Genomic DNA, 25,368 nt, shown 5'->3' with positions numbered 1-25,368 from the left:
CGATCTAATCGCTAACATTAAGTGACATACAATCTTTCTCTGATTAAACAGCCAACAAACTGCGATATAGATAATATATCAATCAAAGCTTGTTGGCTTCGCTTTTTGTACTCTCCTTTTTAAGTTAAACTATCCGCTACGTATTCAGCACATCCTCGTCAGTCTTTATATTTTCATTATCTTTGGTCTAATATTATGCGCAAACCCAATCTTTCAAATATTAAACAGGCCAAAGTATTAGCACCTGCCAAAGATTTGGCTACCTTGGAAGCGGAACTCGCTGAGCAGGAAGACCATCTAGAGGATACGGTCCTACGCCTAAGTGATTACTTGTCAGCGGTTGAAATGGTCATCAAACAAACTTTTGACCACCGTGTATGGGTAAAAGCTGAAATTCGTAATCTGTCGAGTAAAGGTGGTCATTACTACTTTGAACTGGCAGAAAAAGATGACGATGGCAAAGTGGTCGCCAGTTGTCGTGGCAATCTCTGGCGTTTTAAAGCTGCTCGTGTATTAGCTAAGTTTGAACGTGCGACTGGCATGCCGCTTGAGCGTGATTTGACCGTACTCCTCAAAGTATCGGCAGGATTTCATGCCCAGTACGGTTTTTCAATCACCATTGAAGATATTGATCCTAGCTATACGCTAGGCGACTTGGCACGGCAATATGCAGAAATGGTTGACCGCCTAACAGGGGAAGGGCTATTACATCTTAATCAACAGCTACCTGCCCCTTTTGATATTGAGCATGTGCTGGTCATTGCCCCTGAAAAGGCCGCTGGATTGGGAGACTTCCAAGCAGATGCGGATCGCTTAGCCAGTACAGGTGCGTGTCACTTCCATTATCATAACGCTACGTTTCAAGGCAATCATGCGCCCGCCGAGATACGCCAAGCCATCGTTAGCGCCCAGCAGCAGTTTTACGATACTTATCAGCGTCTACCAGACTTGTTGGTCATTATTCGTGGTGGCGGTGCGGTTGGTGACTTAGCTTATCTCAATGATTATGAGTTGGCAGCTCTGGTTGCTGAGCAGCCTGTCCCTGTCTGGGTGGGTATCGGTCATGAGCGTGACAAAGTCATCTTAGATGAAGTGGCTCATACTAGCTTTGACACCCCATCAAAGGTGATTGCTGCTATCCATAGCCACTTGGCCCAGCTCGTCACTCAGACGCTACAATATCAGGCACAAATCAAGCAAGCGGCTCAGCGTCAATTGAATACTGCTGAGCAACAAACTGCGCGACAGTTAAGTCAAATACAGTCGCAAACGATTGGGCAGCTCACCGCTCTACGAAAAGACAGTGACTATGCATGGCGCAGTATTCAACAAAGTGCCCAGCGCCAAGTAAAGCAAGCAGTCAGACTGACGGCTGAGCGATACACACAAACGCAAACCTTAGCGCATCAACAGCTCGCAAAAGCCGCTACCAATAGCAGAAATCATCAAGAGTCAATCATACAAAACGCACAGCAGCAAATTGTGCAAGCACAGCGCGATAGCGAACATCTACGTGACATTGTGCTATTACATCGCCCCTCTCGCGTGCTCAAGCAAGGCTATACCATGCTCACGGATGCTAAAAACAAGCAGACGCTCACTAGTAGTACCCAACTGTATCCTGAGCAAACCGTTAATATCATTTTAAAAGATGGCAACGCAAAAGCGCAGATTATCGATGTCACTATGGATAAAGAAGCGACGGAAACCTCAGGCGCTCTAACTTAACCACATAATAATATCTACAGATTACTCACCGACTTACCTTTAACAATTAGGAAATTTTATGACAACCCCTACTCGCCGACGCAAAAAAGCCGCCCCAAAAACCTTTAAAGCGGCTTACGATATTTTAAAAACCAATGCGGCTGAACTACAGCAACAGGATGAGCCTGATATTGATAATCTAATGACAACGGTCGAAGAATCTATTGCCGCTTATCGTGTTTGCGAGACTCGTATCAATGCTGTACAGCAAGCATTGGATGTGGCCTTTGCCGAAGAAAAATCCACCAGTAGTGTTGATAGTTAAACAAAAAACAGCCACTAGATAGCAGCTGTTTAGTCAAGCCAAGCGCATCAATCTCATTTGGCACATTTGGCAACGCAACAGTTTGATACTTGGTTTACTCTGGTTCGTCAACCTCAAAGACTTGGCGTAGATAGGCAAGATACGTGTCGTTATTGATCATGGTCTTGCCTGGGCTGTCAGACAGCTTAGCGACTGGCTGACCATTGCACTCTACCAATTTAAGCACGATATTAATCGGCGTAATGCCCATATCATTGGTCAAATTGGTGCCGATGCCGAAACTGGTTCTAATGCGCCCTTTAAAATATTGATGCAGCTCCCACGCCTTCTCTAGATTTAACCCATCGCTAAAAGTCAAAATCTTGGTTTTTGGGTCTATTTTTAACTTCTCATAATGGGCAATCGCCTTATCGCCCCAGATGTAAGGGTCGCCGCTATCATGACGCAGACCGTCGAATAGCTTGGCAAAATACAAGTCGAAATCACGTAAGAACGCATCCATGCCGACTACATCTGTCAATGCAATACCTAAATCGCCACGATACTCATGCACCCATGCTTCAAGCGCGGCCTTTTGTGAATCACGCAGACGCACATCTAATGCCTGAAACGCCTGCATAAACTCGTGCGCCATGGTGCCTATTGGCGTCATTCCTAATTGCTTGGCCAAATACACATTTGATGTACCACCGACTATCTTTGGCTCAGCTTTATGTAGCGTCTCCACTACATGTGCCTGCCAACGTCGACTAAAGCGTCTACGCGTGCCAAAATCCGCAACGATAAATGGCGGCGTATCTTGACCGTACTGAGCTTGCTTTTCAGCATACTGATGTAATAGCGCTACTTTTGCATCAAGGCGACGTTGCCCTTCTTTAATCACGCTGTCATTAGATAGCGCATTAAAATACAGCTCATTGACAATGGCTAGTACAAATACTTCAAAGAACATCGCTTGAATCATTGGTCCTTCGATATCGATAAACAGGCGACCTTTATCGTCTGTACTTACCGTAATAAAACGGCGTTTTAGCTTAAACAGCTCTAGGTAGTCAACGAAATCTGAGCGAATAAAGCGTAAGCTACGTAAGTACTCTAGCTCATCTGGTAAAAAGCGCAATTCGCATAAGCTGTCTAGTTGCTGCTCTAGATCTTTTTGGATATCAGCCAATGGATAGGCGGCATCTTTGTTATTACGACAGCGAAAGCGATAAACACCATGGGTTTGCGGAAACTGATGCAGCATGGCTTGTAACATCGTAAATTTGTACAAATCATTATCAAGCAATGAAGTAATAATAGGTGCATAAGAAACGGTCATGCTATGGCCTTAAAAGTGCAAAATAAGAAACAAACGTCATTTGATAGACAAAGCGACATCATGTGTGGACGATAAACAATACACGCTCATTCATTATGAGCCATCGATAAACCGTTCAGTATAACGAAGTTTGGTATTTATTTCAGAGTTCACTTTTGATTGCAGCAAAATGATAGTGAAATGATTGCGATTAATAGTGACTGCCAGCACCACATTTGTATGTTCAACAGATCCTAAAACCATTCATAAAAATATCGTATAAGTCTATCCAGACAACCTATTCATGGATCGTTAACACGGCTTACGCTTTTGCACTCATAAACTGCTCCACATAATCATCAGCAGGATTATGTCGCAACTCGTTTGGCGTCCCCGTTTGTATGAGTCGACCGCCATTTAACATACTAATACGCTGACCTACTTTGACAGCTTCATCGATATCATGGGTAATAAATACAATGGTTTTGTTCAATCGTTCTTGCAATTCAAGTAGTTGGTCTTGCAGTTGAGCGCGAATAAGCGGATCAAGCGCAGAGAATGCTTCATCCATTAGTAGAATTGGATTGTCCGTCGCTAAGGCACGAGCCAGACCAACGCGCTGCTGCATACCCCCTGACAACTCATCAGGGTAGCTGTTTTCCAAATTCGATAGACCGACTTCATTGAGCCAATGTCGTGCCGTTTCATGTCGCTCGTTTACGCTCATTTTTCGAACACGCAGCCCATAAGCGACGTTTTGTATGACCGTCATGTGCGGCACTAAGCCGAAATGCTGAAAAACCATACTGACTGTCTGCTGACGATAATGCTGCAACTGCTTGTCGTTGAGCGCTAAAATATTAATAGCCATAGCAGAACTGTCTTCTACTGCCGTACTTGTATTATCTGTCACTGATTGCCTATCAGCCATTGTATGAGTCGCATCTTCTCTATTCAGAGCAGTATCTACCCATATCTCACCACTGGTTGGATCTATCAAGCGGTTAATATGACGTATCAGCGTTGATTTTCCTGAGCCTGATAGCCCCATAATACAATGCAACTCGCCTGCCTTAATATCTAGATTAATATCATACAGACCCACTGAATAGCCCGTTTGCTCTTTTACCTTGATGCTATCCATACCCTCAGCCAGCAATGCCAATGCAGACTGTGCTTGCGTACTACTGGCATTATAAATTTTACTGATATTTTTTAATTGGATATGATTCATCGGTGCTCTCACTATTCACGTGGTTTTTATTATCAGGGCTTCGGTCGATTACCATGGATTCAGTCATATACCACTAGATAATTTTTTATCCAATCGGACGTCTGCCTGCTTCGATGGTTTTTTGACGGGTACGCTTACCTTGACCAAATGCTTGCGTGATACGGTCAATGATAATAGCAACAATAACGATGGCCGTACCTGCTTGTAGACCCTGACCGATATTGAGCGTTTGGATAGACTGCAATACATCTTCACCAAGCCCAGGAGCACCAATCATTGAGGCCAATACCACCATGGCAAGCGACATCATCACAGCCTGATTGATACCTGCCATAATACTGGGCAACGCTTGTGGCAATTTAATCCAGAGAAGTAGCTGTAAATGCGTACTACCAAAGGATCGTCCTGCTTCGACCATTTCATGATTGACTTGTGTAATCCCTAATGTCGTCAAACGAATCAAGGGTGGCAAAGCATAAATCACGGTCGCGAATAACGCAGGCACTTTACCAATACCAAACAACATCAGCACTGGTATGAGATATACAAAACTTGGCATGGTCTGCATGATATCTAGCACTGGCGTCACAATCTTGCGTAGTAGTTTGCTACCTGACATAGCAATACCAATAGGAATACCAATCACCACCGTGACCAGTACCGATACGATCAGCAGCGCTAGAGTGTCAATTAATGCGCCCCATAAGCCAAAAGCACCAATCAAAAACAGCCCTGCACCACATGCCAGCGCAAACCAAATCTTGCGAACACCAAACCAGCCAAGCACAGTCACAAATGCAATAATCAACCAAGGCGGGATAACCGTTAATAATCGTTCAATAGGTAGTAGCAAATAAGTAAGGGCCATCGTGCTAATAGTACGAAATACATCGCCATAGTTTTGGACCACATTCGCTAAAGCGTTATTGAGTGGGGTCTCAAGCGACCATGAAGGAAAGCTTGATGCAAGCGCTGACGCATTGATACTAGATGCAGTTGTACCGGTAGCACCCGTTGAGCTAAGACCTAACTTGGTAGCGAGATTGGTAGCGGCTTCATCGGATAACCATGCTTGCCAAACCTCTGGGTTGTCACGCAAAAACACCATGGCCTGCTCATCGCCAGTACGTTTACTTTCGCTCATCTCCAAGATAGCACCGTTTAGCTCATCAGAGGTAAATTGCACCTTTTCAAAGACAGCTGCTAGTTCAGGATTTGATTCGACAAACGGCGTAGAAACGGCAATACCTAACGGTGATACTGGGAATCCTGACACACAATTCATCTTACCATCAGCGAGCAGCAGATTTTGCCAACAAGCATCCTCATAAGCTGGAAACTCTAATGGCGCAAGGTCATATTTTGCCATTAGCCCAGTAGGCTGCCAGTAGTAAAACAACAGTGGCTTATGCTGTTCAAAAGCGGAGGCAATTTCGGCATCGAGAGCAGCGCCCGTACCAGGGTGTGCATTGTTAAAGAGATTGTCTAGGCCGGTGGTTTTTAGCAAACGTGTGTTAAAAATCTCACATGTCCAACCAGAGGGGCAGTTCATAAAGCGAGATCTACCAGGGTCTTCAGGGTCTTTAAATAGCTCAGTATATTTAGGCAAATCTTGATAGCTGCGAAGTCCTGGATTCTCTTCCAAGACGTATCGCGGGACATACCAGCCTTGAGTTGCACCCCCTTTGAGCGTATCGCCGATGATGGCCACTTGATTTTGCTCAATGGCTTTTTCCATGATTGGCGAGCGACCAACCCACTGCTCCCCGATGACCTGAATGTCATTCTGTGATAGCGCTGTATCAAGTGCAGGCCCTGCTCCTGGCACTTCTTCTACCGTACAACCGTATCCATCTTCTACGATATGTCTGAGTACGCCAGAGGTGAACTGCCCACTCTCCCATGTCAGTGCCCCAAATTTAATCGTTGAGTTGCAGGCAGCAGACGCCGATACAGGCAATAGTATCGCGCTCATCCACAGTAAGCTTAATGCAATCCATTGGCGCATACTCTTTCCTATTATTATGTTGTATCGGTATGAAGTCACTATCAAAACAATAGAACTAAAAAATAGCTGAACGTCGCTATATCATGTTTACCAATGCTAGCTCTAGACCATTCAGCTACTATCTACTGTTGTTTAGACTTACTACAAAGTGTAGCGATTTATAGAAGTGATGACAAACGCTTATTTGTCGATTAACGCATTAGATAAATTTACGATAATTTTGATAAAGCTCTTATGACAAGTCGCTCTTAATTTTAGAAATCTATATTTGAGAAGTCATATTTTAGATAAAAAAATAGCACCTATCTGGATAGGTGCTATTGGTTATGATATCAATTAAACAGGTCACTATTAATTTCTATAACTATTAGAGAACGTCTCATTCAAGAACAGTTACTTTGAAGACAACTCTTTTAAGAGTGGTTATTTTAAAGACCTTTATTTCAAGAACAGTTATTTTAAAAACAGCGCCATCGCCTTTTTAAACAGTCCACCATATGGCGGCAATAATAAATTCAGACCATTGAGCTTGGTTTGTACAAAAATCGGCTTCATATGGCTTAGACGTTCAAAGCCAGCCTTACCATGGTACGCACCAGTACCAGAGTCACCCACGCCACCAAACGGCAAGTCATGCTGAGCGACATGTATCAAAACTTCGTTGATACACAGACCACCCGAGACCGTGTTATTACGCACGTTTTCGATACTGCTGTAGTTATCACTAAACACATATAGCGCCAATGGACGTGGACGCGAGTTTACAAAGTAAATGGCATCATCAAGCGTCTCATAATGCATCAGCGGCAAAATCGGGGCAAAAATCTCGTTTTGCATGAGGTCGCTGTCAGGCGCAGGCTCGCTAACAATGACTGGTGGCATTAAGCGGGTTTCTATATTGGGCTCAACGGCAGTTAACGCATGTACCTCGCCACCTGTTAGCGCATCTAGATAGCCTTTTACCCGTTTGAACTGCTCACCATTAATAATGCGAGAGTAATCTGGGTTTTCTTCGATATCAGGATAATGCTTGGTCATCCACTCTTTTGCAAGTTGGATAAACTGGTCATGGTATTGGCGCTGAATCAAGACATAATCTGGCGCAATACACGTCTGCCCAGCATTTAGTGTCTTACCCATCATCACTCGATTGACGACAGACTCTAGATTGACATCATCTAGTACGATCACTGGTGATTTGCCACCAAGCTCAAGCGTCACTGGCGTTAGATTTGGTGCAGCGGCAGCCATGACTTTTTTGCCCACCGCAGTCGATCCGGTATATAGAAGATGGTCAAATGGTAGCTCACTAAAGGCGGCAGCAATCTCAACTTCACCGAGCACCACACAGATCATATCTGGCGAAAAATAACGAGCAATGGCATCAGCAAATGTCTGAGCAAATTGCGGCGCGGCCTCACTCATTTTGACCATAATGCGGTTGCCTGCGGTGATTGCATCAATCATCGGGCCAATTGCTAAAAATAACGGATAGTTCCAAGGCACCATGATACCGACCACACCCAATGGCTGAGGCTGGATTTCATTATGGGCTGGCATATACAGCGCTGAGATAGGCGCGCGATGGGCTTTCATCCATTTTTTGCCGTGTTTTTTGGCGTGGCTAATACCAGTAAAGCTAGGAAATAACTCAGCAAACTGCGTCTCTGACTGGCTACGATAGCCAAAGTCTGCACTAATCGCCTTTGCAAAACTCTCTTGGTTGTCACTAAGCATCACTTCTAGATTGTCTAGCTGCGTCGTACGAGTGCCCCAATCGTTGATTGGCTGGGTGCGGCTTAACATTTGCAAGCGTGAAAATTGCGCTTTCATCTCATCGATAGTCGTCGCCGTACTTAGGGCTTCAGGCACACGCTGCAGCGCAAAACCTGACTCGGTCACTGCCTGCTCATGGGCGATTTGGTTGCTATCTGTCATTTGTCTTCCTTGTCATAGTCATAAGGTTTGTAGTCACTATACTATATTGGGTTAGAGGCTCTATCTTTCTAGTCAGGTGCACTCTTTGATAACCTACTCTGACTATAAATTTCATCAGATTCCATTCATTACACTTTAATGTAGCGCATCGGCTGAGCAATGAACAGCACCTTTGGTTGACTACTGCGTCTGTACTAGCAGTACTTTATAAGCGACTTACCACTGTTTTATACCTGTTATTTCATCAGCCATTGTTAGCTGTTTGCTATTAGCATTTACGCCACTTGCAGACATTGCGACAGTATATATCTTTGGGCGATAGTCGCCAAAACTGCTACACTACCGATGAGCATTATTTATTTTAAACTTGATAATAATAAGACAGATACTCTCATGCAAAATGACACACAACCCCTCAATGATACGCTTGTCAGCAAATCTCTATCAGCCGCCGATTATGTCCCTACTCTCGATGCGATGCTGGCACGCACCCTCGAACGTATCGATCTAAAAAAACAACAAGGGCTGCGTACGCCTGATGAATTGTGGATTGTCGATCATAACGATGTCTACACGCTTGGACAGGCAGGTAAAGAAGAGCACATATTACAGCGCACTGATACGCCTATCATCAAGACCGATCGCGGTGGTCAGGTGACATGGCACGGTCATGGGCAGTTAGTAATCTATTGGTTGTTTGATTTAGACAGCCTCAAATGGAGTGTGCGCAATCTTGTCTCCCATGCTGAGCAAGCGATAGAAGACGTCATCAATGACTGTTTGCGTAGCTCACCGTCTAATAGTGACAATATCAGTGCTCATGCGCGCCGCGATGCCCCAGGTGTCTACCTATATGCAGATACTGCTGCAACAGATGATAGCACCGCTACAGATGACAACTCTCTTGATAATAAGATTATGCTGGGCAAAATGGCCTCGCTAGGCTTTAAGATTAAACATGGCTTTAGCTACCATGGTATTGCGATTAATTTAAATTGTGACCTGTCCTCATTTAACGCCATCAATCCTTGTGGCTATGCCGGCATGCAGATGTTGCGACTGTCTGACTTTGTAGCCATGCAAACAGATTCAGAGCAAACAGAGCTAGAGGCGCAGTCTAAACAGCAGATGAGCGATTCATTCAGCTATGAGACAGTCACTCAAAAACTTATCGATAACATCGCCAAGCGCCATGCTGGACTGATTGAGTTGCGAGCTATCGCACCCAAGTAAGTTTTGAGCCCATTTTTGCATAATCTTTTTTTGCATAATATCTTGCACGCTTAGACTTAAGCATTAAGAGAAAATTCAGTACAAACTTGCTATAATCGCATGCAGTACAAATCGGACGCAGCAACTATCCTTGCTGTCTCCCTAGCTCAACCCCTTATTCAAACATTTAAAACAAAAGCAAATTGGAGCATTTTATGGCAGATTTTAACAAAATTTTGGACGCAGGCGACGTAGACGGCGGCATCATCAACGTAGTAGTAGAGATCCCAGCTGGTAGCAGCCATAAAATTGAGTGGAATCGCGAATTAGCAGTATTTGAGCTTGACCGTATTGACCCACAGATTTTTGCCAAACCTTGTAACTATGGTTTCATCCCGCAAACACTTGACGAAGACGGCGATGAGCTTGACGTATTGCTATTGACTGAGCAGCCACTACCGACTGGTATTTTCTTAAAAGCAAAAGTTATCGGCGTGATGAAGTTTGTTGATGATGGCGAAGTAGATGACAAAATCGTTGTTGTCCCTGCTGATGACCGTGACACAGGCAATGCTTACAACAGCTTAGAAGACCTACCAAAGCAGTTGATCAACCAGTTAGAGTTCCATTTCAGCCATTACAAAGACCTGAAAAAAGCTGGTACGACGGTTGTTGAATCTTGGGGCGATGTCGCAGAAGCGAAAGAAGTTATCAAAGAGTCTATCCAACGTTGGAAAGATCTATAATTATCGAATATTGGCAAAAATGCCGATAACGATAAATAATAAAATACCGCAGTCACCATAGTGGCCGCGGTATTTTTTTGCTTGAACATTGCTTATCTAACATGGTTATAATGAGCATATTATTCATTCACACTTATACGCCGTAATAAGGACAGTCATGTTTAACCCCGACCCTAGCGCAAAACCGGTCAATACCAAGTTGCCAAGAGACGTCATTATGATGGTCGAAAAAAACAACCTAGTAATGGCCATTAAAACTTTGGCGGCAGACGAAAACATCAGTATGGATGAAGCCAAAAGTAGAATTGATGCTTATGAGACTCAGCTAAAGGTAAAGCAACAACAGAAGCTCAATACCATCGCTAGTAAACAAGGCATTCCAAATCAAGCCATCAGTTTTGATAGAGAGCAAGAAGAAGACGAGCCTGGGCCATTGGTAAAAAATCGTATTAAAACCACCAAACAGAGTCAAGGGTTTAAGGGGCTGCAAGATGGTGTCGATAGTCAGTTGAATGACTTAGGCTACAAGAAACCTCTACTACCTTATTGGCTAAAACGACTGCTCGTGATTGCTGTCTTGATGATAGGAATATTTTGGATATTGTGGCGAGTATTTGGTTAAGTGATTTAGCTAAACAAAGGACTGAATCAACATACCTTCTATAAAACTGCATACCGACTAGCTACAATTTAAGAATGTAGCTAGTCGAATAGTTCATTGAAAACCTGCCCTTGAATCCTTTCAAGCGTTCATTAATCTCAAATCACTTAGAACAATCCTTTATATAAAAAGTAACAGCCTACGACGGTCAACAGTACTGCAAAGCATTTTTTCAGCAACTGCGGCGATAATGCGTGAGCGACTTTTGCGCCTAGCTTGGCGGTGAAAAAGCTCATGGTGCTAATACCTAAAAAAGCATAGATATGGACAAAGCCAATCGTATTGGGCACATCAACTTGAGCTTGCATGCCAAAGAACATAAACCCTAGCGCACCTGCAATCGCGATAGGCAATCCACAAGCGGCTGAGGTTCCAACAGCCTTTTGCATCACCACACCGTAACGCGTGAGATAAGGTACGGTTAAGCTACCACCGCCAATGCCAAAAATAGCAGAAGCGATACCGATACCAGCCCCTGCTGCTAGCTGCTTAGGCTTTGAAGGCAAAGCTATATGGACATTACCAGCATCGCTATTTGCTTTCTTTTTGCCACCCATAAACATTTTATAAGCAACCCAAAGCAAAAACACACCAACAATCAACTGGAGATATAACCCAGATATCTGTCCTGCGATCCCTGCTCCTAAAAAGCAGCCTATTACTAAGCCTGGCGTCAGATTTTTAAAGACAGGCCACATGACCGCGCCCTTTTTGTTATGCGCCATGAGCGAGCTTATGGACGTAACGATAATAGTCGCCAGTGAAGTACCCAAGGCCAAGTGCATAATAGTGTCAGGACTGTAACCCATTTGCGTAAAGACAATAAATAGCAGTGGTACGATAATAGTGCCACCGCCTACTCCAAATAGCCCTGCAGCAAATCCTGCTAGCGCCCCTATTATTAAAAAAATTATTAATTCCACAGGATAGTTACTTCTTATTTAGATTTAATGAGATGATTATTATAGTTAAACGACTGCTCAATATTGCACGAGCAATAGCCCATAGGCTTAGGTGTTGGATTATAGATATTGGATTAAATAAGCTCCACTTGCCCAACTCTAGAATAGGCACGATTGAAGTAAACCAACCCTTCATCAGTTCCGCCTTGTGGCTCAGCCTGATTGATGGCGACAACGCGGCACATAAAGACGCTATGCGTGCCGACTTTTTGAATTTGCTCAATCTCACAATCAAAGCTGACCAAGGCATCCTCCAATACAGGAGCACCTGTTTGTAATTGTGTCCAAGAACCATATTCAAACCGTTCTTCTGAACACAGTTTAGAGGCAAAAGCATTGGACAGCTGCTCATGTTGCGCGCCCAATACATTGACACTTAAAACCTTATTTTCCAGAAAGTAGCCATGTGACCGAGACGTTTGATTCATACAGACCAGCAAGGTCGGCGGTGTGTCTGTGACACTACATACTGCCGATGCTGTAAACCCATGTACGCCCGTTGCACCTGCTGTGGTCACCACATTGACCGCAGTCGTTAGCAAAGACATGGCATCTCTAAAGTCGGTCGCGTCAATCCTATCTTTAATCATTGCTTCAATCCCGAGAAACGTTAAAAAATAACGTTAAAAAATTGTGCTTCAATTTTAGTTTTGCAAAGGAAATTCTTTAAATAGAATTTCCTAAACGGCTAAACTCTAAGCAGTCAGTTCTTGACGAACGATTTGAGCACCAGCGCTTAATGCTGCGAGCTTACCACGGGCGACTTGGCGAGACAAAGGTGCCATGCCGCAGTTGGTCGCAGGATATAGCTTATCAGCATCGACAAATTGTAGCGCTTTGCGTAGCGTATCTGCCACCTCTTCCGGTGTCTCGATAGTGTTGGTTGCCACATCAATGGCACCGACCATCACTTTTTTACCACGAATCAATTCAATCAGATCCATAGGTACACGTGAGTTTTGACACTCCAGTGAGATGATATCGATTTTCGACTGTTGCAGTTTAGGGAATGCTTTTTCGTATTCGCGCCACTCTGAGCCTAGTGTCTTTTTCCAATCGGTATTGGCTTTGATGCCATAGCCGTAGCAAATATGCACAGCTGTCTCACATTTTAGGCCTTCAATGGCGCGCTCTAAAGTCGCAATACCCCAGTCGTTCACATCATCAAAGAATACGTTAAATGCAGGCTCATCAAACTGGATAATATCGACGCCAGCCGCTTCTAATTCTTTTGCTTCTTGATTCAGGATTTTAGCAAATTCCCAAGCCAATTTTTCACGGCTTTTATAATGACCGTCATATAACGTATCAATCATCGTCATCGGCCCTGGCAACGCCCATTTGATTGGCTGATCAGTTTGCTGACGTAAAAACTTGGCATCATCAACGAACACAGGCTTCGGGCGGCTCACCGCACCAACGACTGATGGCACGCTCGCATCGTAGCGATTACGGATTTTGACCGTCTCACGCTTCTCAAAGTCGACACCATCAAGGTGTTCGATGAACGTAGTCACAAAATGCTGACGGGTCTGCTCGCCATCACTCACAATATCAATCCCTGCATGCTGTTGCTCTTGCAATGATACGCGTAGCGCGTCTTGCTTGGCTTCAAGCAACTGCTCGCCCTCTAACGCCCAAGGTGACCAAATTTTCTCGGGTTCTGCTAGCCAAGAAGGTTTTGGTAAGCTGCCAGCGGTAGACGTCGGTAATAGTAGTTTCATACGAGTTATCTTCTGACTAATTTATTTTTTATTATGTTGATGAGTGATGCTCAGTTAAGCGGCTTGCTTCCTAGCCATTTCTTTATCAGCAGCTTCTTTTTCAGCAGTATCGCCTGTTACATCATAGCTTGCAGCCCATTTCTCAAGGATGGTTTGATACGGCTTGATAAAGTGTGTCTCAGTAAATCTGCCTTGAGTCACTGCCATCTGACTACGTTCAGCACGGTCATAGACTACTTGAGTCAATGAATAGTCTTGGTAATTCAGGCTAGGTTGATACACTTGTCCAGCGCTTGAGTTGGCGTTGTAAATCTCAGGACGGTAGATCTTTTGAAAGGTCTCCATAGTACTGATTGCACTAATCAGCTCAAGATCGGTGTAATCACTTAGCAAATCCCCTGCAAAATAAAACGCTAATGGCGCGGCGCTACCCTCAGGCTTAAAATAACGTACCGTTAAGCCCATTTTATGAAAGTAGTCGTCGGTCAACGAGTATTCATCCTGCTTGTATTCAATGCCCAATACAGGATGCTGATTGACAGTACGGTAGTAAGTCTTGCTAGTTGAAACACTCAGGCAAATCACAGGTTTTTTGTGAAAATGAGTGTTATAAGCCTCTGAATTCAATAAGTATTGAAACAGTTTGCCGTGCAACTCACCAAAATCATCTGGCGTTATGGATGCTAGGTTTTTGTCGCGATGCTCTGGTAACACAATACTAAAGTCATAATCACGCACATAAGATGAGAAACTGTTGCCAACCATGCCGTCGATACGCTTGTTTTCTTTGTGATCCACAATCGTGGTTTTTAGCGTTTCGATAATAGGGAACGTCTGACCATTGCCTTTAACATCCAGATCGACAGAAATGATATCAACTTCAACAGAATAACGATCTGCTGTCAGATTGTCCCAATGCGCCAATGCATTGAAGCGGTTATTGATCATGGTTAACGTTTTGCGTAAGTTCTCTTGGCGGTGCACGCCGCGTGCCAAATTTGCAAAGTTAGTCGTCAAACGCGTGCTATCTGCAGGCTGATAGTTTTCGTCAAAACGAATGTGCTTAATTGAACAATTGAATTCTTTACTCATGGTGATCCGCTACCTTATTTATCTGAGATAAAACCAAATCTGTGTATGAGGTGAATCATACCGAAATCTAAACATGAATAAAAACGATACAATTTAAACATAAGATGAATTTTATTCATCTTTCTGAAAATTAGAGATATGAAGGAAATTTAACAGCGGAAGTTTCAAGGGTTCATTTAACGTATAACTAAGCCTTTCACACACTGGCAGCGAAGAAGGCTTTTATACTGCTTAAGAGTATTTGAGGCATAAAAAAAGGATACCGTAGTATCCTTTTTATTCAAATTCGAGCCTGATAACACATCGATTCTAGTGATGCTCACCAGGAAGAATTTTGGCAAAGGCACGCTGAGCAAGGTTAGGCTTGCTATCAGTCGTTTGTGCGGCGGTCGAACTTGGGAAAATGCGATAACCAATGGACTGGACGCCAACGTTAAAGGCTGGTACCAGTGAATAAGTCGCCGATGCAAATTTACCCATATTACTAGCGATGCTATTTGGCTTATGAACGATGGCTTTTGCGACCATCATCGCTGCTTCGTCAGGCATCAGTGCTGGCATATAACGATATAGCTTGGTTGGCGCAATCATCGGGGTACGCACAAGTGGCATAAAGATATTGGTCACTTTGATATTATCGCCTTTGACTTCAGCAGCCAAACAGCGACTAAATGCGTCTAAGGCAGCTTTTGACGCGACATATGCTGAAAAACGAGGGCTGTTTGCCAATACTCCAATTGATGAGATATTCACGATTTGACCAGTTTGGCGACCAATCATCGTTGGCAAGAAACCAAGAATGATTTTGACCGCGCCAAAATAATTAATCTCCATGGTACGTTCAAAATCATGAAAACGGTTGACCGACTCATGCACTGAACGGCGAATCGAACGACCCGCATTGTTGACTAGTACATCGACATGCTTAAAGTCAGCCAAAATCTTTTCACTGGTTTTTTCAATCTCATCCATATTGGTCAGATCGCATGGATAGTAACTAGCCGCGCCGCCAAGTGTTTCAATATTTTCTTTGACCATTTTTAGCTTATCTTCAGTACGGGCCAGCAAAATAACATGCGCGCCGCATTCACTGAGCAAAAAAGCCGTACGCTCGCCGATACCACTTGAAGCGCCTGTGATGATAATATTCTTGCCTTTGACGGCTTTGGTGATTGCTTTTTTCGAGAGATTGGCCATAAAAAGTCCTTTTCGTTTATTCTATAGTTATTGGTATTCGGTTATAGCATAGCAAAAAATGTCGTATGGAGTGAACAAAACCATAGTGGGCGTTAGCTAACGGGACTTTTACAAATTTCGTCGACATAAATATTTATAAATATATTTTTAGCTTGTTGTTAACTACTAAGTGCTAAGCTTTTTTCTGATCAATTATGAGGGGTACCTGCTTTGATAGACACACTAACTCACTATATCGACTTAATTGCCAAAATGATCGAAGTCATTGGCGTCCTCATTATGTTTTTTGGGCTATTTCTTGCTTTGTATAGAGCTTTTCGAGCGTCTGGTCATTTCAATAATGATACTTATGTTGAAATCAGACAGACCGTAGGTAAGTCTATACTGTTGGGGTTAGAGGTGCTAATCGCCGCTGATATTGTGGCTACTGTCGTCACCGAGCCATCGCTACGCAGCGTACTGGTGCTAGGTTTTATCGTACTGATTCGAACCTTTTTAAGCTTATCGTTACAGGTTGAATTAGAAGGACGATTCCCTTGGCAAAATAGAAAACCTGCGCCTGACAAACAGCCTGATACTGACAATCATACTGTGCCAATTGATAAAGCATAGCTGATATATAAAAGCGCCATCAAAAAACGATGCATAGACATGGTTAGCACTGATTTATAAAACAATATTTAAGCGATTACTACTCGTGCGCCTGCAAAAAAGTCTCGACCACTTTGAATTGCCCAGCGGTGCTTTCTTCACCATACATCGCCTGTCTAAAGGCGTTAGAGTTTGAAATACCTGTCGTATACCATGCAATATGTTTGCGAGCGATACGGCAGCCTGAGTACTCCCCGTAGAAATCATAAAGCTCTTGCAAATGGGCCAGTACGATCTGTTTTATCTCACTCACGCTTGGTGCCTCTAGGCGCTCGCCAGTACGCAAAAAGTGCTCAATATCGCGAAATATCCACGGCTGCCCTTGTGCAGCACGCCCAATCATCACCGCATCACAGCCTGTCATCTCATAGACGTGTTGGGCTTTTTGTGCACTATCGATATCACCATTCGCAATGACAGGAATACTGATACTTTCTTTGACTTCGCGTATTAGCTCATAGCGCGCATTGCCTGTATACATGTCTTCACGCGTACGTCCATGAATAGCAATCGCTGCAATACCTGCCTGCTCAGCACGCTTGGCGACTCGTAAGATGTTTTCACGACCGTTTTCAAAACCTAGACGTGTCTTTAGTGTGACAGGTGCATTCACAGCATTGACCGTGGCATCTAGCAATCGCGCGACCAAATCTTCGTCTTGCAACAATGCAGAGCCTGCCAGCTTACGACAGACCTTTTTCGCCGGACAACCCATATTGATATCAATAATCTGTGCACCATTATCAATCTGATATCGTGCCGCTTCAGCCAGTTTATCCGGTTCAGCACCTGCTATCTGCGCCGAAATAGGCGCAATCTCATTGTCAAAATTGGCACGATACAAGGATTTTTTGCGCGCATAAAGAGCCGTATCAGCGATGATCATCTCGCTGACCGCATGACCTGCGCCAAATGACTTGCACAGTCGGCGAAAAGGATTGTCTGTCACGCCTGCCATCGGTGCGACCATCAAACGGTTTTCAATCGTTAGGCCACCTATGTTCAATGGCTGCAACAATGGATGGTCAGACAAAGTCGAGGACGAAGGTAAAATGGGAGAATCAATAGACATAAAAAAACGGCTTGATTTGTAAGGAAAACAAGCCGTTATTCTAAGGATTCCTGCGTTTATTGCAAGCGATTAACGTGAATAGCTTGCATAAGCATTACTCGTTTTTAATACATCCCATGCATTATTTATCAAGCACACTGCCCTGCTCTAGCGTGATGTCATCATCATGCTCTTGCATGCGCCACGGCAGACTATCAGGCGATACATTGAGGAAATGTAAATACTTCTCGAACTGATCGATGATGTCATTAATCACTGATTCAGATTTGTAGCCGTATAAGTCATAGGTCTGACCACCACGGCGTAGATACACCTCAGCGCGATGATGATGCTCTTGTGGCAAGGTATCTGCGCTGTCTTCAGTATAATAATCAGGCGCATCATGTTCAGATAAGCGCACCTCATACCAAAACTCGACATCGTCACCACGCTGTAGCTCTAATACGGCTCGGTTATTGACCCCGTCATAGTTGACCTCAGTCGTCCAGCCGGTTTCTGCAAATTTAGACGACACTTCCATCATCGAAGGCATAACCACTTCTTTAATATAGCTAAGAACCTTTTCACGCGTTGGCTTATCGGTCATATAATCAATACGCTCGCGCCATGCAGACGGTTTGAGTAAATGCGGCGGCAGTCTGTTGTCATTACCGAGGCTCTGATTACGATGTCCTTCGATACGCAGCGCACGCCACATACCAAACATTGAAATAAGAATAATAACCGCAAATGGTAACGCACTAACGATAGCCGCTGTTTGTAAGGCTTCTAAACCACCTGCAAGTAGCAATACTGCTGCGACAGCACCTTCAGTCACTACCCAAAAGCTACGCTGCCACCATGGTGTATCACTGCGACCACCTGCCGCTAGCGAGTCGATTACCAATGAGCCAGAATCCGATGACGTCACAAAAAAGGTAATAATCAATAAAATGGTCAACGACGACACAAATTCAGTAAACGGTAGATTCTCTAACAGTTTAAACAAAGCAATTGCTTGGTTGTTTTGTACTTCACTGATTAATGAGGTATAACCATCGACCATAATCATATGTAGCGCGGTATCGCCAAACACCGAAAACCAAAAGAATGTAAAGAAGGTCGGTACTAGCATCACACCCAATACGAACTCACGAATAGTACGACCACGGCTAATCTTGGCGATAAACAGACCCACAAAAGGCGCCCATGCAATCGTCCATGCAAAAATAAACAAGGTCCAGCTGCCGATCCAATTGCTATTTTCGTATGCCTGCAAGCTAAAGGTACGTTCAACGATGTTACCTAAATAGCTACCCGTATTTTCCATGAAGGCATTTAAGATAAAAATCGTCGGACCGACAACAAATACGAATAGCATCAACGCAGTTGCCAACAGCATATTTAAAATAGATAAGCGTTTTACACCCTTATCCATCCCTGCCAATACCGATACCAATGCCGCAGCGGTCACCAAGGCAATGGCAATCACCTGTACGGTCGTATTCACTGGAATGATATCTGGCAACAGATAATTGAGTCCCGCATTAATTTGCGACACCGACAAGCCAAGACTGGTAGCAATACCAAACATCGTACCTAATATCGCAAACACATCGACTGTATGACCGATAGGGCCATGAATCCTGTCACCAATAATCGGGTACAGCGTCGAGCGTATTGATAGTGGTAGACCATGACGAAACGCAAAATAAGCTAGTGATAAACCAACGACACCATAAATCGCCCAAATATGAAAACCCCAATGAAAATACGCTATTTGCATCGCCTCTTTTGCCGCGGCAATAGTCTGTGGATCCGACATTGGCGGACTAGAAAAGTGCATCACTGGTTCCGCTACCCCATAAAACAGTAGCGCAATCCCGTAACCTGCCGAAAACAGCATGGCAAACCATTCAAGGAATCCGTACTCCGCCTCAGTATGATCAGGACCTAGCTTGATACTGCCATAAGACGAAAACGCCAGTACAATAATGAACATCAAAAACAGTGCCACTGCCAGCATATAAAACCAACCGAATGTCTCAGTCGTAAAACTAAGCACATTACTAAACAGAGCACCCGCTGCTTCAGGGTTAATAGCCGTACCAATGACCAATAGCAGCATAATAATTGCTGCAGGTACAAAGACTGGTAATAAAATAGTCGAACGAGGTAATTTACTCATGAAAGATAATATCCTCAAAAGTTGGCGATGCCTTTTTATAGAAAAGTTTTAATTAAGGCAAAGATTAGAAAATGTGTGTGAATGGTTATAATAATTATCACACTCTTTTCCAAAACCCTAGACAAGCGTTCAACTCGTAACATGACTTTAACGAATGTTACATGACTATTACCAAGAAAATAAAAAAGGCAGCTTGTTAGCTGCCTTTTGATTGTATATGTATTCTATTTTAATAGTTTCTAACCTATAAATGCTCGCTAATTCGTAAATACTAATACTTTTTATACCTAAACAGAAGCACTCTGTTTCCTGACTAGGCATCAATCACTGCCGCCAACTTCTGCGCAATATCTGCCAAATCATTGTTGTCGGCTTGGGTCACTGCATGACCTCCCAACTCATGGATACTTGATGGAATGAGATGCACATGATAATGAAAGACTGTTTGACCTGCTTGTGAGCCATTCAACTGCATTTGGATAACGCCTTCACGCTCAAACACTTGACGCTGGGCTTGCATGACCTTTTTAGACGTCATTAATACCGCAGCAGCATACTCTGGCTCAAGATCGGCCAAATCTACCGCTTTTTGCTTCGGTATCACCAATACGTGGCCTTCTGCTTGCGGCATGATATCCATAAAGGCGAGCGTTTTATCATCTTCATATACTTTGTGATACGGAATATCACCATCTAACATTTTGGCAAAAATATTATTGTTGTCATAAGCAGTCTGTTGATTCACGTCAGTCATTACTTTTCCTTTAAGAGTTTTATTATCAGTTAATTAATAGCTTAATAGCTATCCAAGATAGATAAAAGCGTCTGTCATATAGTGGACGAAATATGACTTTAGTACAAGTCAGTATGACAATCGAATTTGAAAAATATCAAGCCATATTCCAACCATGCTAGCTCACTAATTTATTGGCGGGTCATGCCTTTAAAATGTTATATTAACCCTCTATTTTAATAACGCTATGTTTATGGATTTGCCTACTTTGCCAACTCAAACAGATATGGATAACACTGCTGCAACTCTTGATAATAAGGAAGAACACTCTGATATTGAGAGTGGAAGTGGTACTCAAACCATCGATCCGAACGCTATCATATTAGCAGAAGCATTGACTGATAAAGCCATCAGCTGGCAGATACACAACTGTAAAATTATAAAGAAGACTGTCACGCAAGATTTGCCACTGCCCTTTTTGTATCACTATGACAGTTTAGATGATGCGACCAAGCAAACGCACCCGCTCACTCCTGAGCTACTGCTTCAGTTCAACACACCCATGTCGGCTCATCAAGCTGCTAAATTAATCGGCATTGACGAGGAGCTGCTGACCAGTCCTTGGCATGTAAAAATTATCGGCTCGTTGGTAGTCTTTAGTGAGGCATTGCAGTTGGCTGTACGCCTACACTGGACCAATACGGGTAAAGAGACGCAGCAGGTATATACCAAGGATGCTGCCGACGCTATTATTGCCGCTTTTAAAGACTGGCAGTTTTTTGGTCGTGTAGACGTCCTTTATAAAAATAATAAGCAGACATTAATTAGTATTGACGAGCTAAACCCTAACACGCAAGCACTACCTGCCGAGTCACTGTTAACGATTGAAGCTAGTGGCGATTATCAACAGCTACTGGCTACTCATGCGCTTGCAGCCATTGTGAAATTAGAAGCAGACAAAGCCGATCTTCCTTGGTTTGACAAAGCCATATTAGAACGTATTGAATAGATATTTTGAATAACTGTTTTTTCGCTCATCGCTTGTGATTATTAATTCGTTATTATTAATTCACTGTTATTAGCATATTGTTTTTAGTTATTCATATCTAATGGTATGGTAACGAATTAGTATTATTCACTAGTACTCACTCTCTATAAAAAGCACACTATCCCTATTAAAACTGAGGGTGCACATTTTAACAACCCCGCCTATTTGTAAGGAATATCACATGGATTATCGCTCAAAAACTTCTACCGGCGGTCGTAATATGGCAGGCGCGCGCGCATTATGGCGTGCAACCGGCATGACTGACGGCGACTTTGGCAAGCCAATCATTGCGATTGCTAACTCTTTTACCCAGTTTGTACCCGGCCATGTGCATCTAAAAGACCTTGGACAACTGGTCGCCCGTGAGATTGAGCAAGCAGGCGGCGTTGCAAAAGAGTTCAATACCATTGCGGTCGATGATGGTATTGCGATGGGCCATAGCGGTATGTTGTACTCGCTACCAAGCCGCGATTTGATCGCTGACTCTGTCGAGTATATGGTCAATGCTCACTGTGCAGATGCACTAGTTTGTATTTCTAACTGTGACAAAATCACTCCGGGTATGTTGATGGCCGCCATGCGTCTTAACATTCCAGTGGTGTTTATCTCAGGTGGCCCAATGGAAGCGGGCAAAATCTTAGCCAGTACCGTTGGTAAGAGCCACAATACCGATAGTAGTGACAGCAGTGCTGTTCGCAAACTTGACCTTGTCGATGCAATGATGGACGCTGCTGATGATAGTATCAGTGATGAAGATGTCGCCGCTATCGAAGCTTCAGCCTGCCCTACTTGTGGTTCGTGCTCTGGTATGTTTACAGCCAACTCGATGAACTGCTTGACCGAAGCTTTAGGCTTAGCTTTACCAGGTAATGGCTCACTGCTAGCTACTCACTCATTGCGCCGCGAGCTATTCTTAGAAGCGGGTCGTACCATTGTGTCGCTTGCTAAGCGTCGTTATGAGCAAGATGATGACTCTGTACTACCACGCTCTATTGCTACCAAAGCTGCTTTTGAAAATGCCATGAGTCTAGATATCGCTATGGGCGGCTCAACCAATACCATCTTGCATCTACTTGCTGCAGCCAATGAAGCAGAGATCGACTTTAAGATGGCTGATATTGACCGTTTGAGTCGCGGTGTGCCTTGCCTTGCAAAAGTAGCACCTGCCTCACAGAAATACCATATGGAAGACGTGCATCGTGCTGGCGGTGTCTTTGCATTATTGGCCGAACTTGATCGCGCTGAGTTACTAAAAACTGATGTACCAACTATCCATAGCGCAACGATGAAAGAAGCGATCGATAAGTGGGACATCATGAACCCTGACAATCATGAAGCTCGCGCACGCTTCCTTGCAGCACCTGGTGGCGTACGTACCACAGAAGCATTCTCACAATCAAAAGAGTGGTCAAACCTCGACGTCAACCGTGAGTCAGGCTGTATCCGTAGTGCCAAACATGCCTACTCTACAGATGGCGGCTTAGCCGTACTATATGGCAATATCGCTGAGCGTGGCTGTGTGGTCAAAACCGCAGGCGTCGATGAAAGCATCTTGACCTTTACTGGTCGCGCGCGTTTATTTGAATCACAAGATGATGCGGTTGCTGCGGTATTGGCTGATCAAATCGTTGCAGGCGATGTGGTCATCATTCGCTACGAAGGCCCTAAAGGCGGCCCTGGTATGCAAGAGATGCTGTACCCAACGACTTATCTGAAGTCAAAAGGATTGGGTAAAGAATGCGCCCTACTGACAGATGGTCGTTTCTCTGGTGGGACATCAGGTCTATCAATTGGTCATGCCAGCCCAGAAGCTGCTGAAGGCGGGGCGATTGGTTTGGTTGAAGAAGGCGATAGTATTCATATCGATATCCCAAATCGTACCATCAACATGCAAGTAAGCGATGCAGACCTAGCTGCTCGCCGAGAAGCCATGGAAGCACGTGGACGTGATGCATGGAAGCCTGTCAACCGTGACCGTCATGTCTCGCCAGCATTACGTGCTTATGCGGCTATGACCACCAGTGCTGATACTGGTGCCGTACGTGACGTGAGTCAAGTCGAACGCTAGTCTATAAGCTATCAACGCTCCAAATATACTAATGAAAATATATTAAGCCTGCGCAATGCAGGCTTTTTTTTCACCAAAAAACAACGTAGCTGTCGTTTTGATAACTATTTTTTGCGGTAATTATTTTATTTTGACGTCATGATAAAGAGTATCAGTGACTGACTATCAACTATTGCTGTGAATTGTCATCAATATCTAGAATTACCCTCATAAAATCGACCCTTAAAACATAACGACGTGCGTAAACCTTATGATTGAAAAATATAACTTATTCTTATTAATCTGCGGGATTGCCTTTTTATTCGGGGCCTTGTTTCCTGTTATTTTTAAGCGCACCTCTATCTCATTACCGATGCTCCAAGTCAGCTTCGGTCTGATGATGGGCTACTGGTGGACGTCTTTATCCTTTTTGGACCCACTTGATAACGGTTTACTCATCGAAAAACTGACTGAAATTGTTGTACTGGTCTCATTGGTTGGTGCTGGTATTAAAATCGATACAGAGTTGTCTTGGCGATTGTGGCGACCAACAGTAAGACTGCTACTCATTACCATGCCCATTGGTATTTTTGCGATGGCAGTCTTGGGGTATTACGCGTTTGGTTTGAGCCTTGGTGCTGCTATTCTGTTAGGTGCAGTGTTAGCGCCTACTGATCCAGTGTTAGCTTCCAGCATTCAGGTGGGACCTCCCAATACAGGAGGAGAAGACACACCGCGCTTTACTTTAACGTCAGAGGCAGGGTTGAACGACGGTTTGGCTTTTCCATTTGTGTATCTAGCGATTAAAATTGCGGAAGCATTCAGTGAAGGCAAAGCCTTTACTTACGAGATGCTATGGTCGTGGTTTACTCATGACGTCTTGTGGAAGATTGGCGCAGGCGTAGTGGTAGGTGTATTGGTTGGTAAATTATTGGCCAAAGTCGTGTTTTCTAAACACACTCGTGAGACTACCATCTCGCAAGGTTATGTGGTTATTGCATTGACGCTACTAGCCTATGGTCTTGCAGAGTATGTACACAGTTATGGCTTTATCGCTGTATTCGTGGCCGCATTTGCGTTTCGTCGCTCGGAGTGTGAGCATACCTATCATCAAAAACTGCATGATTTCGCTGAGCAATCAGAAGGCTTACTGATGTCATTAGTGCTGGTTATCTTCGGTATGTTCCTTGGTCAAGGATTGCAGGCAGGTGTCGAGTTGACATGGCGTGTCTATATCGTCAGCTTTACTTTCCTACTACTCATACGTCCGATTGGTGGATTTATTGCCTTATCAGGATTGAACTTACCTCATACCGAGAAATACGCAATATCAGCTTTGGGTATTCGCGGTATCGGTACTTTATATTATCTGTCCTATGCGCTTAATCAAGGTTTCTTCGCGGATGAAGATGCGCTTAAATTGTGGATTGTTTGTTCAATTGTCATTTTGACTTCTATTTTTATCCATGGTCTCAGCGCATCAAGATTGCTTAAAATGACACCAAACAAGCAGCATTAACATTAATGCTGCTTATATTTGAAAC

General features: G+C 43.8%; 21 protein-coding genes. 9 read left to right on the top strand and 12 right to left on the bottom strand.

What is annotated here, in order from left to right:
• Window positions 1–195 precede the first annotated feature (195 nt).
• Window positions 196–1,728 (top strand): exodeoxyribonuclease VII large subunit, encoded by a 1,533-nt coding sequence (gene xseA / locus ACIGBM_RS05350; protein ID WP_397477008.1) that lies wholly within the window; start codon window positions 196–198, stop codon window positions 1,726–1,728.
• 58 nt (window positions 1,729–1,786) lie between these two features.
• Complete coding sequence (xseB, locus tag ACIGBM_RS05345) at window positions 1,787–2,032, top strand: exodeoxyribonuclease VII small subunit (RefSeq protein WP_296210982.1); 246 nt, start codon at window positions 1,787–1,789, stop codon at window positions 2,030–2,032.
• A gap of 94 nt (window positions 2,033–2,126) precedes the next feature.
• Here the strand turns inward: xseB and pncB are convergent, their stop codons facing one another.
• The 4 genes from pncB to ACIGBM_RS05325 form a co-directional block, all read right to left on the bottom strand.
• Window positions 2,127–3,353, bottom strand: a complete 1,227-nt coding sequence (gene pncB, locus ACIGBM_RS05340; RefSeq protein ID WP_397477007.1) for a nicotinate phosphoribosyltransferase — start codon at window positions 3,351–3,353, stop codon at window positions 2,127–2,129.
• A gap of 301 nt (window positions 3,354–3,654) precedes the next feature.
• Window positions 3,655–4,566 (bottom strand): ATP-binding cassette domain-containing protein, encoded by a 912-nt coding sequence (locus tag ACIGBM_RS05335; protein WP_397477006.1) that lies wholly within the window; start codon window positions 4,564–4,566, stop codon window positions 3,655–3,657.
• Between the two features lie 85 nt (window positions 4,567–4,651).
• Window positions 4,652–6,574 carry a glycine betaine ABC transporter substrate-binding protein gene (locus tag ACIGBM_RS05330; protein ID WP_397477005.1) on the bottom strand — a complete coding sequence of 641 codons (1,923 nt, stop codon included), beginning with the start codon at window positions 6,572–6,574 and terminating at the stop codon, window positions 4,652–4,654.
• Between the two features lie 453 nt (window positions 6,575–7,027).
• Window positions 7,028–8,512, bottom strand: coding sequence for a coniferyl aldehyde dehydrogenase (locus tag ACIGBM_RS05325; RefSeq protein ID WP_397477004.1), 1,485 nt, complete (start codon window positions 8,510–8,512; stop codon window positions 7,028–7,030).
• A gap of 393 nt (window positions 8,513–8,905) precedes the next feature.
• On the opposite strand from ACIGBM_RS05325, the gene lipB reads away from it, so the two are divergent.
• From lipB to ACIGBM_RS05310, 3 genes are all read left to right on the top strand, one after another.
• A complete protein-coding gene (lipB, locus tag ACIGBM_RS05320) occupies window positions 8,906–9,745 on the top strand; it encodes a lipoyl(octanoyl) transferase LipB (RefSeq protein WP_397477003.1) in 840 nt (279 codons plus the stop codon).
• Between the two features lie 194 nt (window positions 9,746–9,939).
• Complete coding sequence (locus ACIGBM_RS05315) at window positions 9,940–10,470, top strand: inorganic diphosphatase (RefSeq protein ID WP_057759479.1); 531 nt, start codon at window positions 9,940–9,942, stop codon at window positions 10,468–10,470.
• Between the two features lie 157 nt (window positions 10,471–10,627).
• Window positions 10,628–11,092: a hypothetical protein gene (locus ACIGBM_RS05310; RefSeq protein ID WP_379544100.1), complete on the top strand. Its 465-nt coding sequence runs from the start codon at window positions 10,628–10,630 to the stop codon at window positions 11,090–11,092.
• A gap of 146 nt (window positions 11,093–11,238) precedes the next feature.
• Here ACIGBM_RS05310 and ACIGBM_RS05305 read toward each other — a convergent pair whose 3' ends face one another.
• From ACIGBM_RS05305 to ACIGBM_RS05285, 5 genes are all read right to left on the bottom strand, one after another.
• Window positions 11,239–12,054, bottom strand: coding sequence for a sulfite exporter TauE/SafE family protein (locus ACIGBM_RS05305; protein ID WP_397477002.1), 816 nt, complete (start codon window positions 12,052–12,054; stop codon window positions 11,239–11,241).
• A 113-nt stretch (window positions 12,055–12,167) separates the two neighbouring features.
• Complete coding sequence (locus ACIGBM_RS05300) at window positions 12,168–12,683, bottom strand: flavin reductase (protein WP_397477001.1); 516 nt, start codon at window positions 12,681–12,683, stop codon at window positions 12,168–12,170.
• Window positions 12,684–12,788: 105 nt separating this feature from the next.
• Window positions 12,789–13,817: a methionine synthase gene (locus ACIGBM_RS05295; protein ID WP_397477000.1), complete on the bottom strand. Its 1,029-nt coding sequence runs from the start codon at window positions 13,815–13,817 to the stop codon at window positions 12,789–12,791.
• Window positions 13,818–13,871: 54 nt separating this feature from the next.
• A complete protein-coding gene (locus ACIGBM_RS05290) occupies window positions 13,872–14,909 on the bottom strand; it encodes a DUF1852 domain-containing protein (RefSeq protein WP_397476999.1) in 1,038 nt (345 codons plus the stop codon).
• 309 nt (window positions 14,910–15,218) lie between these two features.
• Window positions 15,219–16,106, bottom strand: coding sequence for an SDR family NAD(P)-dependent oxidoreductase (locus tag ACIGBM_RS05285; RefSeq protein WP_057759469.1), 888 nt, complete (start codon window positions 16,104–16,106; stop codon window positions 15,219–15,221).
• A 210-nt stretch (window positions 16,107–16,316) separates the two neighbouring features.
• Here ACIGBM_RS05285 and ACIGBM_RS05280 point away from each other — a divergent pair, with 210 nt between their 5' ends.
• Window positions 16,317–16,718, top strand: coding sequence for a DUF1622 domain-containing protein (locus ACIGBM_RS05280; protein ID WP_298807801.1), 402 nt, complete (start codon window positions 16,317–16,319; stop codon window positions 16,716–16,718).
• A gap of 79 nt (window positions 16,719–16,797) precedes the next feature.
• On the opposite strand, the gene dusB is transcribed toward ACIGBM_RS05280, so the two are convergent.
• The 3 genes from dusB to ACIGBM_RS05265 form a co-directional block, all read right to left on the bottom strand.
• Complete coding sequence (dusB, locus tag ACIGBM_RS05275; RefSeq protein WP_397476998.1) at window positions 16,798–17,829, bottom strand: tRNA dihydrouridine synthase DusB; 1,032 nt, start codon at window positions 17,827–17,829, stop codon at window positions 16,798–16,800.
• Window positions 17,830–17,950: 121 nt separating this feature from the next.
• Window positions 17,951–19,996, bottom strand: coding sequence for a BCCT family transporter (locus ACIGBM_RS05270; protein ID WP_397476997.1), 2,046 nt, complete (start codon window positions 19,994–19,996; stop codon window positions 17,951–17,953).
• Between the two features lie 313 nt (window positions 19,997–20,309).
• Window positions 20,310–20,750: an HIT family protein gene (locus ACIGBM_RS05265; RefSeq protein ID WP_397476996.1), complete on the bottom strand. Its 441-nt coding sequence runs from the start codon at window positions 20,748–20,750 to the stop codon at window positions 20,310–20,312.
• A 232-nt stretch (window positions 20,751–20,982) separates the two neighbouring features.
• Here ACIGBM_RS05265 and ACIGBM_RS05260 point away from each other — a divergent pair, with 232 nt between their 5' ends.
• The 3 genes from ACIGBM_RS05260 (at window position 20,983) to ACIGBM_RS05250 (ending at window position 25,343) form a co-directional block, all read left to right on the top strand.
• On the top strand, window positions 20,983–21,738 hold the full coding sequence (locus ACIGBM_RS05260) for a hypothetical protein (RefSeq protein ID WP_397476995.1): 756 nt from the start codon (window positions 20,983–20,985) through the stop codon (window positions 21,736–21,738).
• 220 nt (window positions 21,739–21,958) lie between these two features.
• Complete coding sequence (gene ilvD / locus ACIGBM_RS05255; protein WP_057759459.1) at window positions 21,959–23,845, top strand: dihydroxy-acid dehydratase; 1,887 nt, start codon at window positions 21,959–21,961, stop codon at window positions 23,843–23,845.
• A 250-nt stretch (window positions 23,846–24,095) separates the two neighbouring features.
• A complete protein-coding gene (locus tag ACIGBM_RS05250) occupies window positions 24,096–25,343 on the top strand; it encodes a cation:proton antiporter (protein ID WP_397476994.1) in 1,248 nt (415 codons plus the stop codon).
• The last annotated feature ends 25 nt before the right edge of the window (window positions 25,344–25,368 follow it).

The sequence above is a fragment of the Psychrobacter sp. NPDC077938 genome (assembly GCF_044542635.1).
Classification (GTDB): domain Bacteria; phylum Pseudomonadota; class Gammaproteobacteria; order Pseudomonadales; family Moraxellaceae; genus Psychrobacter.
The sequence above is the reverse complement of the archived record's forward strand: the minus strand, read 5'-3'. Positions and strand labels throughout refer to the sequence as shown.

Bases quoted from the DNA above. Each gene is read 5' to 3' on its own strand.
- xseA (WP_397477008.1), top strand. From the start codon at position 196: ATGCGCAAACCCAATCTTTCAAATATTAAACAGGCCAAAGTATTAGCA.
- xseB (WP_296210982.1), top strand. From the start codon at position 1,787: ATGACAACCCCTACTCGCCGACGCAAAAAAGCCGCCCCAAAAACCTTT.
- pncB (WP_397477007.1), bottom strand. From the start codon at position 3,353: ATGACCGTTTCTTATGCACCTATTATTACTTCATTGCTTGATAATGAT.
- ACIGBM_RS05335 (WP_397477006.1), bottom strand. From the start codon at position 4,566: ATGAATCATATCCAATTAAAAAATATCAGTAAAATTTATAATGCCAGT.
- ACIGBM_RS05330 (WP_397477005.1), bottom strand. From the start codon at position 6,574: ATGCGCCAATGGATTGCATTAAGCTTACTGTGGATGAGCGCGATACTA.
- ACIGBM_RS05325 (WP_397477004.1), bottom strand. From the start codon at position 8,512: ATGACAGATAGCAACCAAATCGCCCATGAGCAGGCAGTGACCGAGTCA.
- lipB (WP_397477003.1), top strand. From the start codon at position 8,906: ATGCAAAATGACACACAACCCCTCAATGATACGCTTGTCAGCAAATCT.
- ACIGBM_RS05315 (WP_057759479.1), top strand. From the start codon at position 9,940: ATGGCAGATTTTAACAAAATTTTGGACGCAGGCGACGTAGACGGCGGC.
- ACIGBM_RS05310 (WP_379544100.1), top strand. From the start codon at position 10,628: ATGTTTAACCCCGACCCTAGCGCAAAACCGGTCAATACCAAGTTGCCA.
- ACIGBM_RS05300 (WP_397477001.1), bottom strand. From the start codon at position 12,683: ATGATTAAAGATAGGATTGACGCGACCGACTTTAGAGATGCCATGTCT.
- ACIGBM_RS05295 (WP_397477000.1), bottom strand. From the start codon at position 13,817: ATGAAACTACTATTACCGACGTCTACCGCTGGCAGCTTACCAAAACCT.
- ACIGBM_RS05290 (WP_397476999.1), bottom strand. From the start codon at position 14,909: ATGAGTAAAGAATTCAATTGTTCAATTAAGCACATTCGTTTTGACGAA.
- ACIGBM_RS05285 (WP_057759469.1), bottom strand. From the start codon at position 16,106: ATGGCCAATCTCTCGAAAAAAGCAATCACCAAAGCCGTCAAAGGCAAG.
- dusB (WP_397476998.1), bottom strand. From the start codon at position 17,829: ATGTCTATTGATTCTCCCATTTTACCTTCGTCCTCGACTTTGTCTGAC.
- ACIGBM_RS05270 (WP_397476997.1), bottom strand. From the start codon at position 19,996: ATGAGTAAATTACCTCGTTCGACTATTTTATTACCAGTCTTTGTACCT.
- ACIGBM_RS05265 (WP_397476996.1), bottom strand. From the start codon at position 20,750: ATGACTGACGTGAATCAACAGACTGCTTATGACAACAATAATATTTTT.
- ACIGBM_RS05260 (WP_397476995.1), top strand. From the start codon at position 20,983: ATGGATTTGCCTACTTTGCCAACTCAAACAGATATGGATAACACTGCT.
- ilvD (WP_057759459.1), top strand. From the start codon at position 21,959: ATGGATTATCGCTCAAAAACTTCTACCGGCGGTCGTAATATGGCAGGC.
- ACIGBM_RS05250 (WP_397476994.1), top strand. From the start codon at position 24,096: ATGATTGAAAAATATAACTTATTCTTATTAATCTGCGGGATTGCCTTT.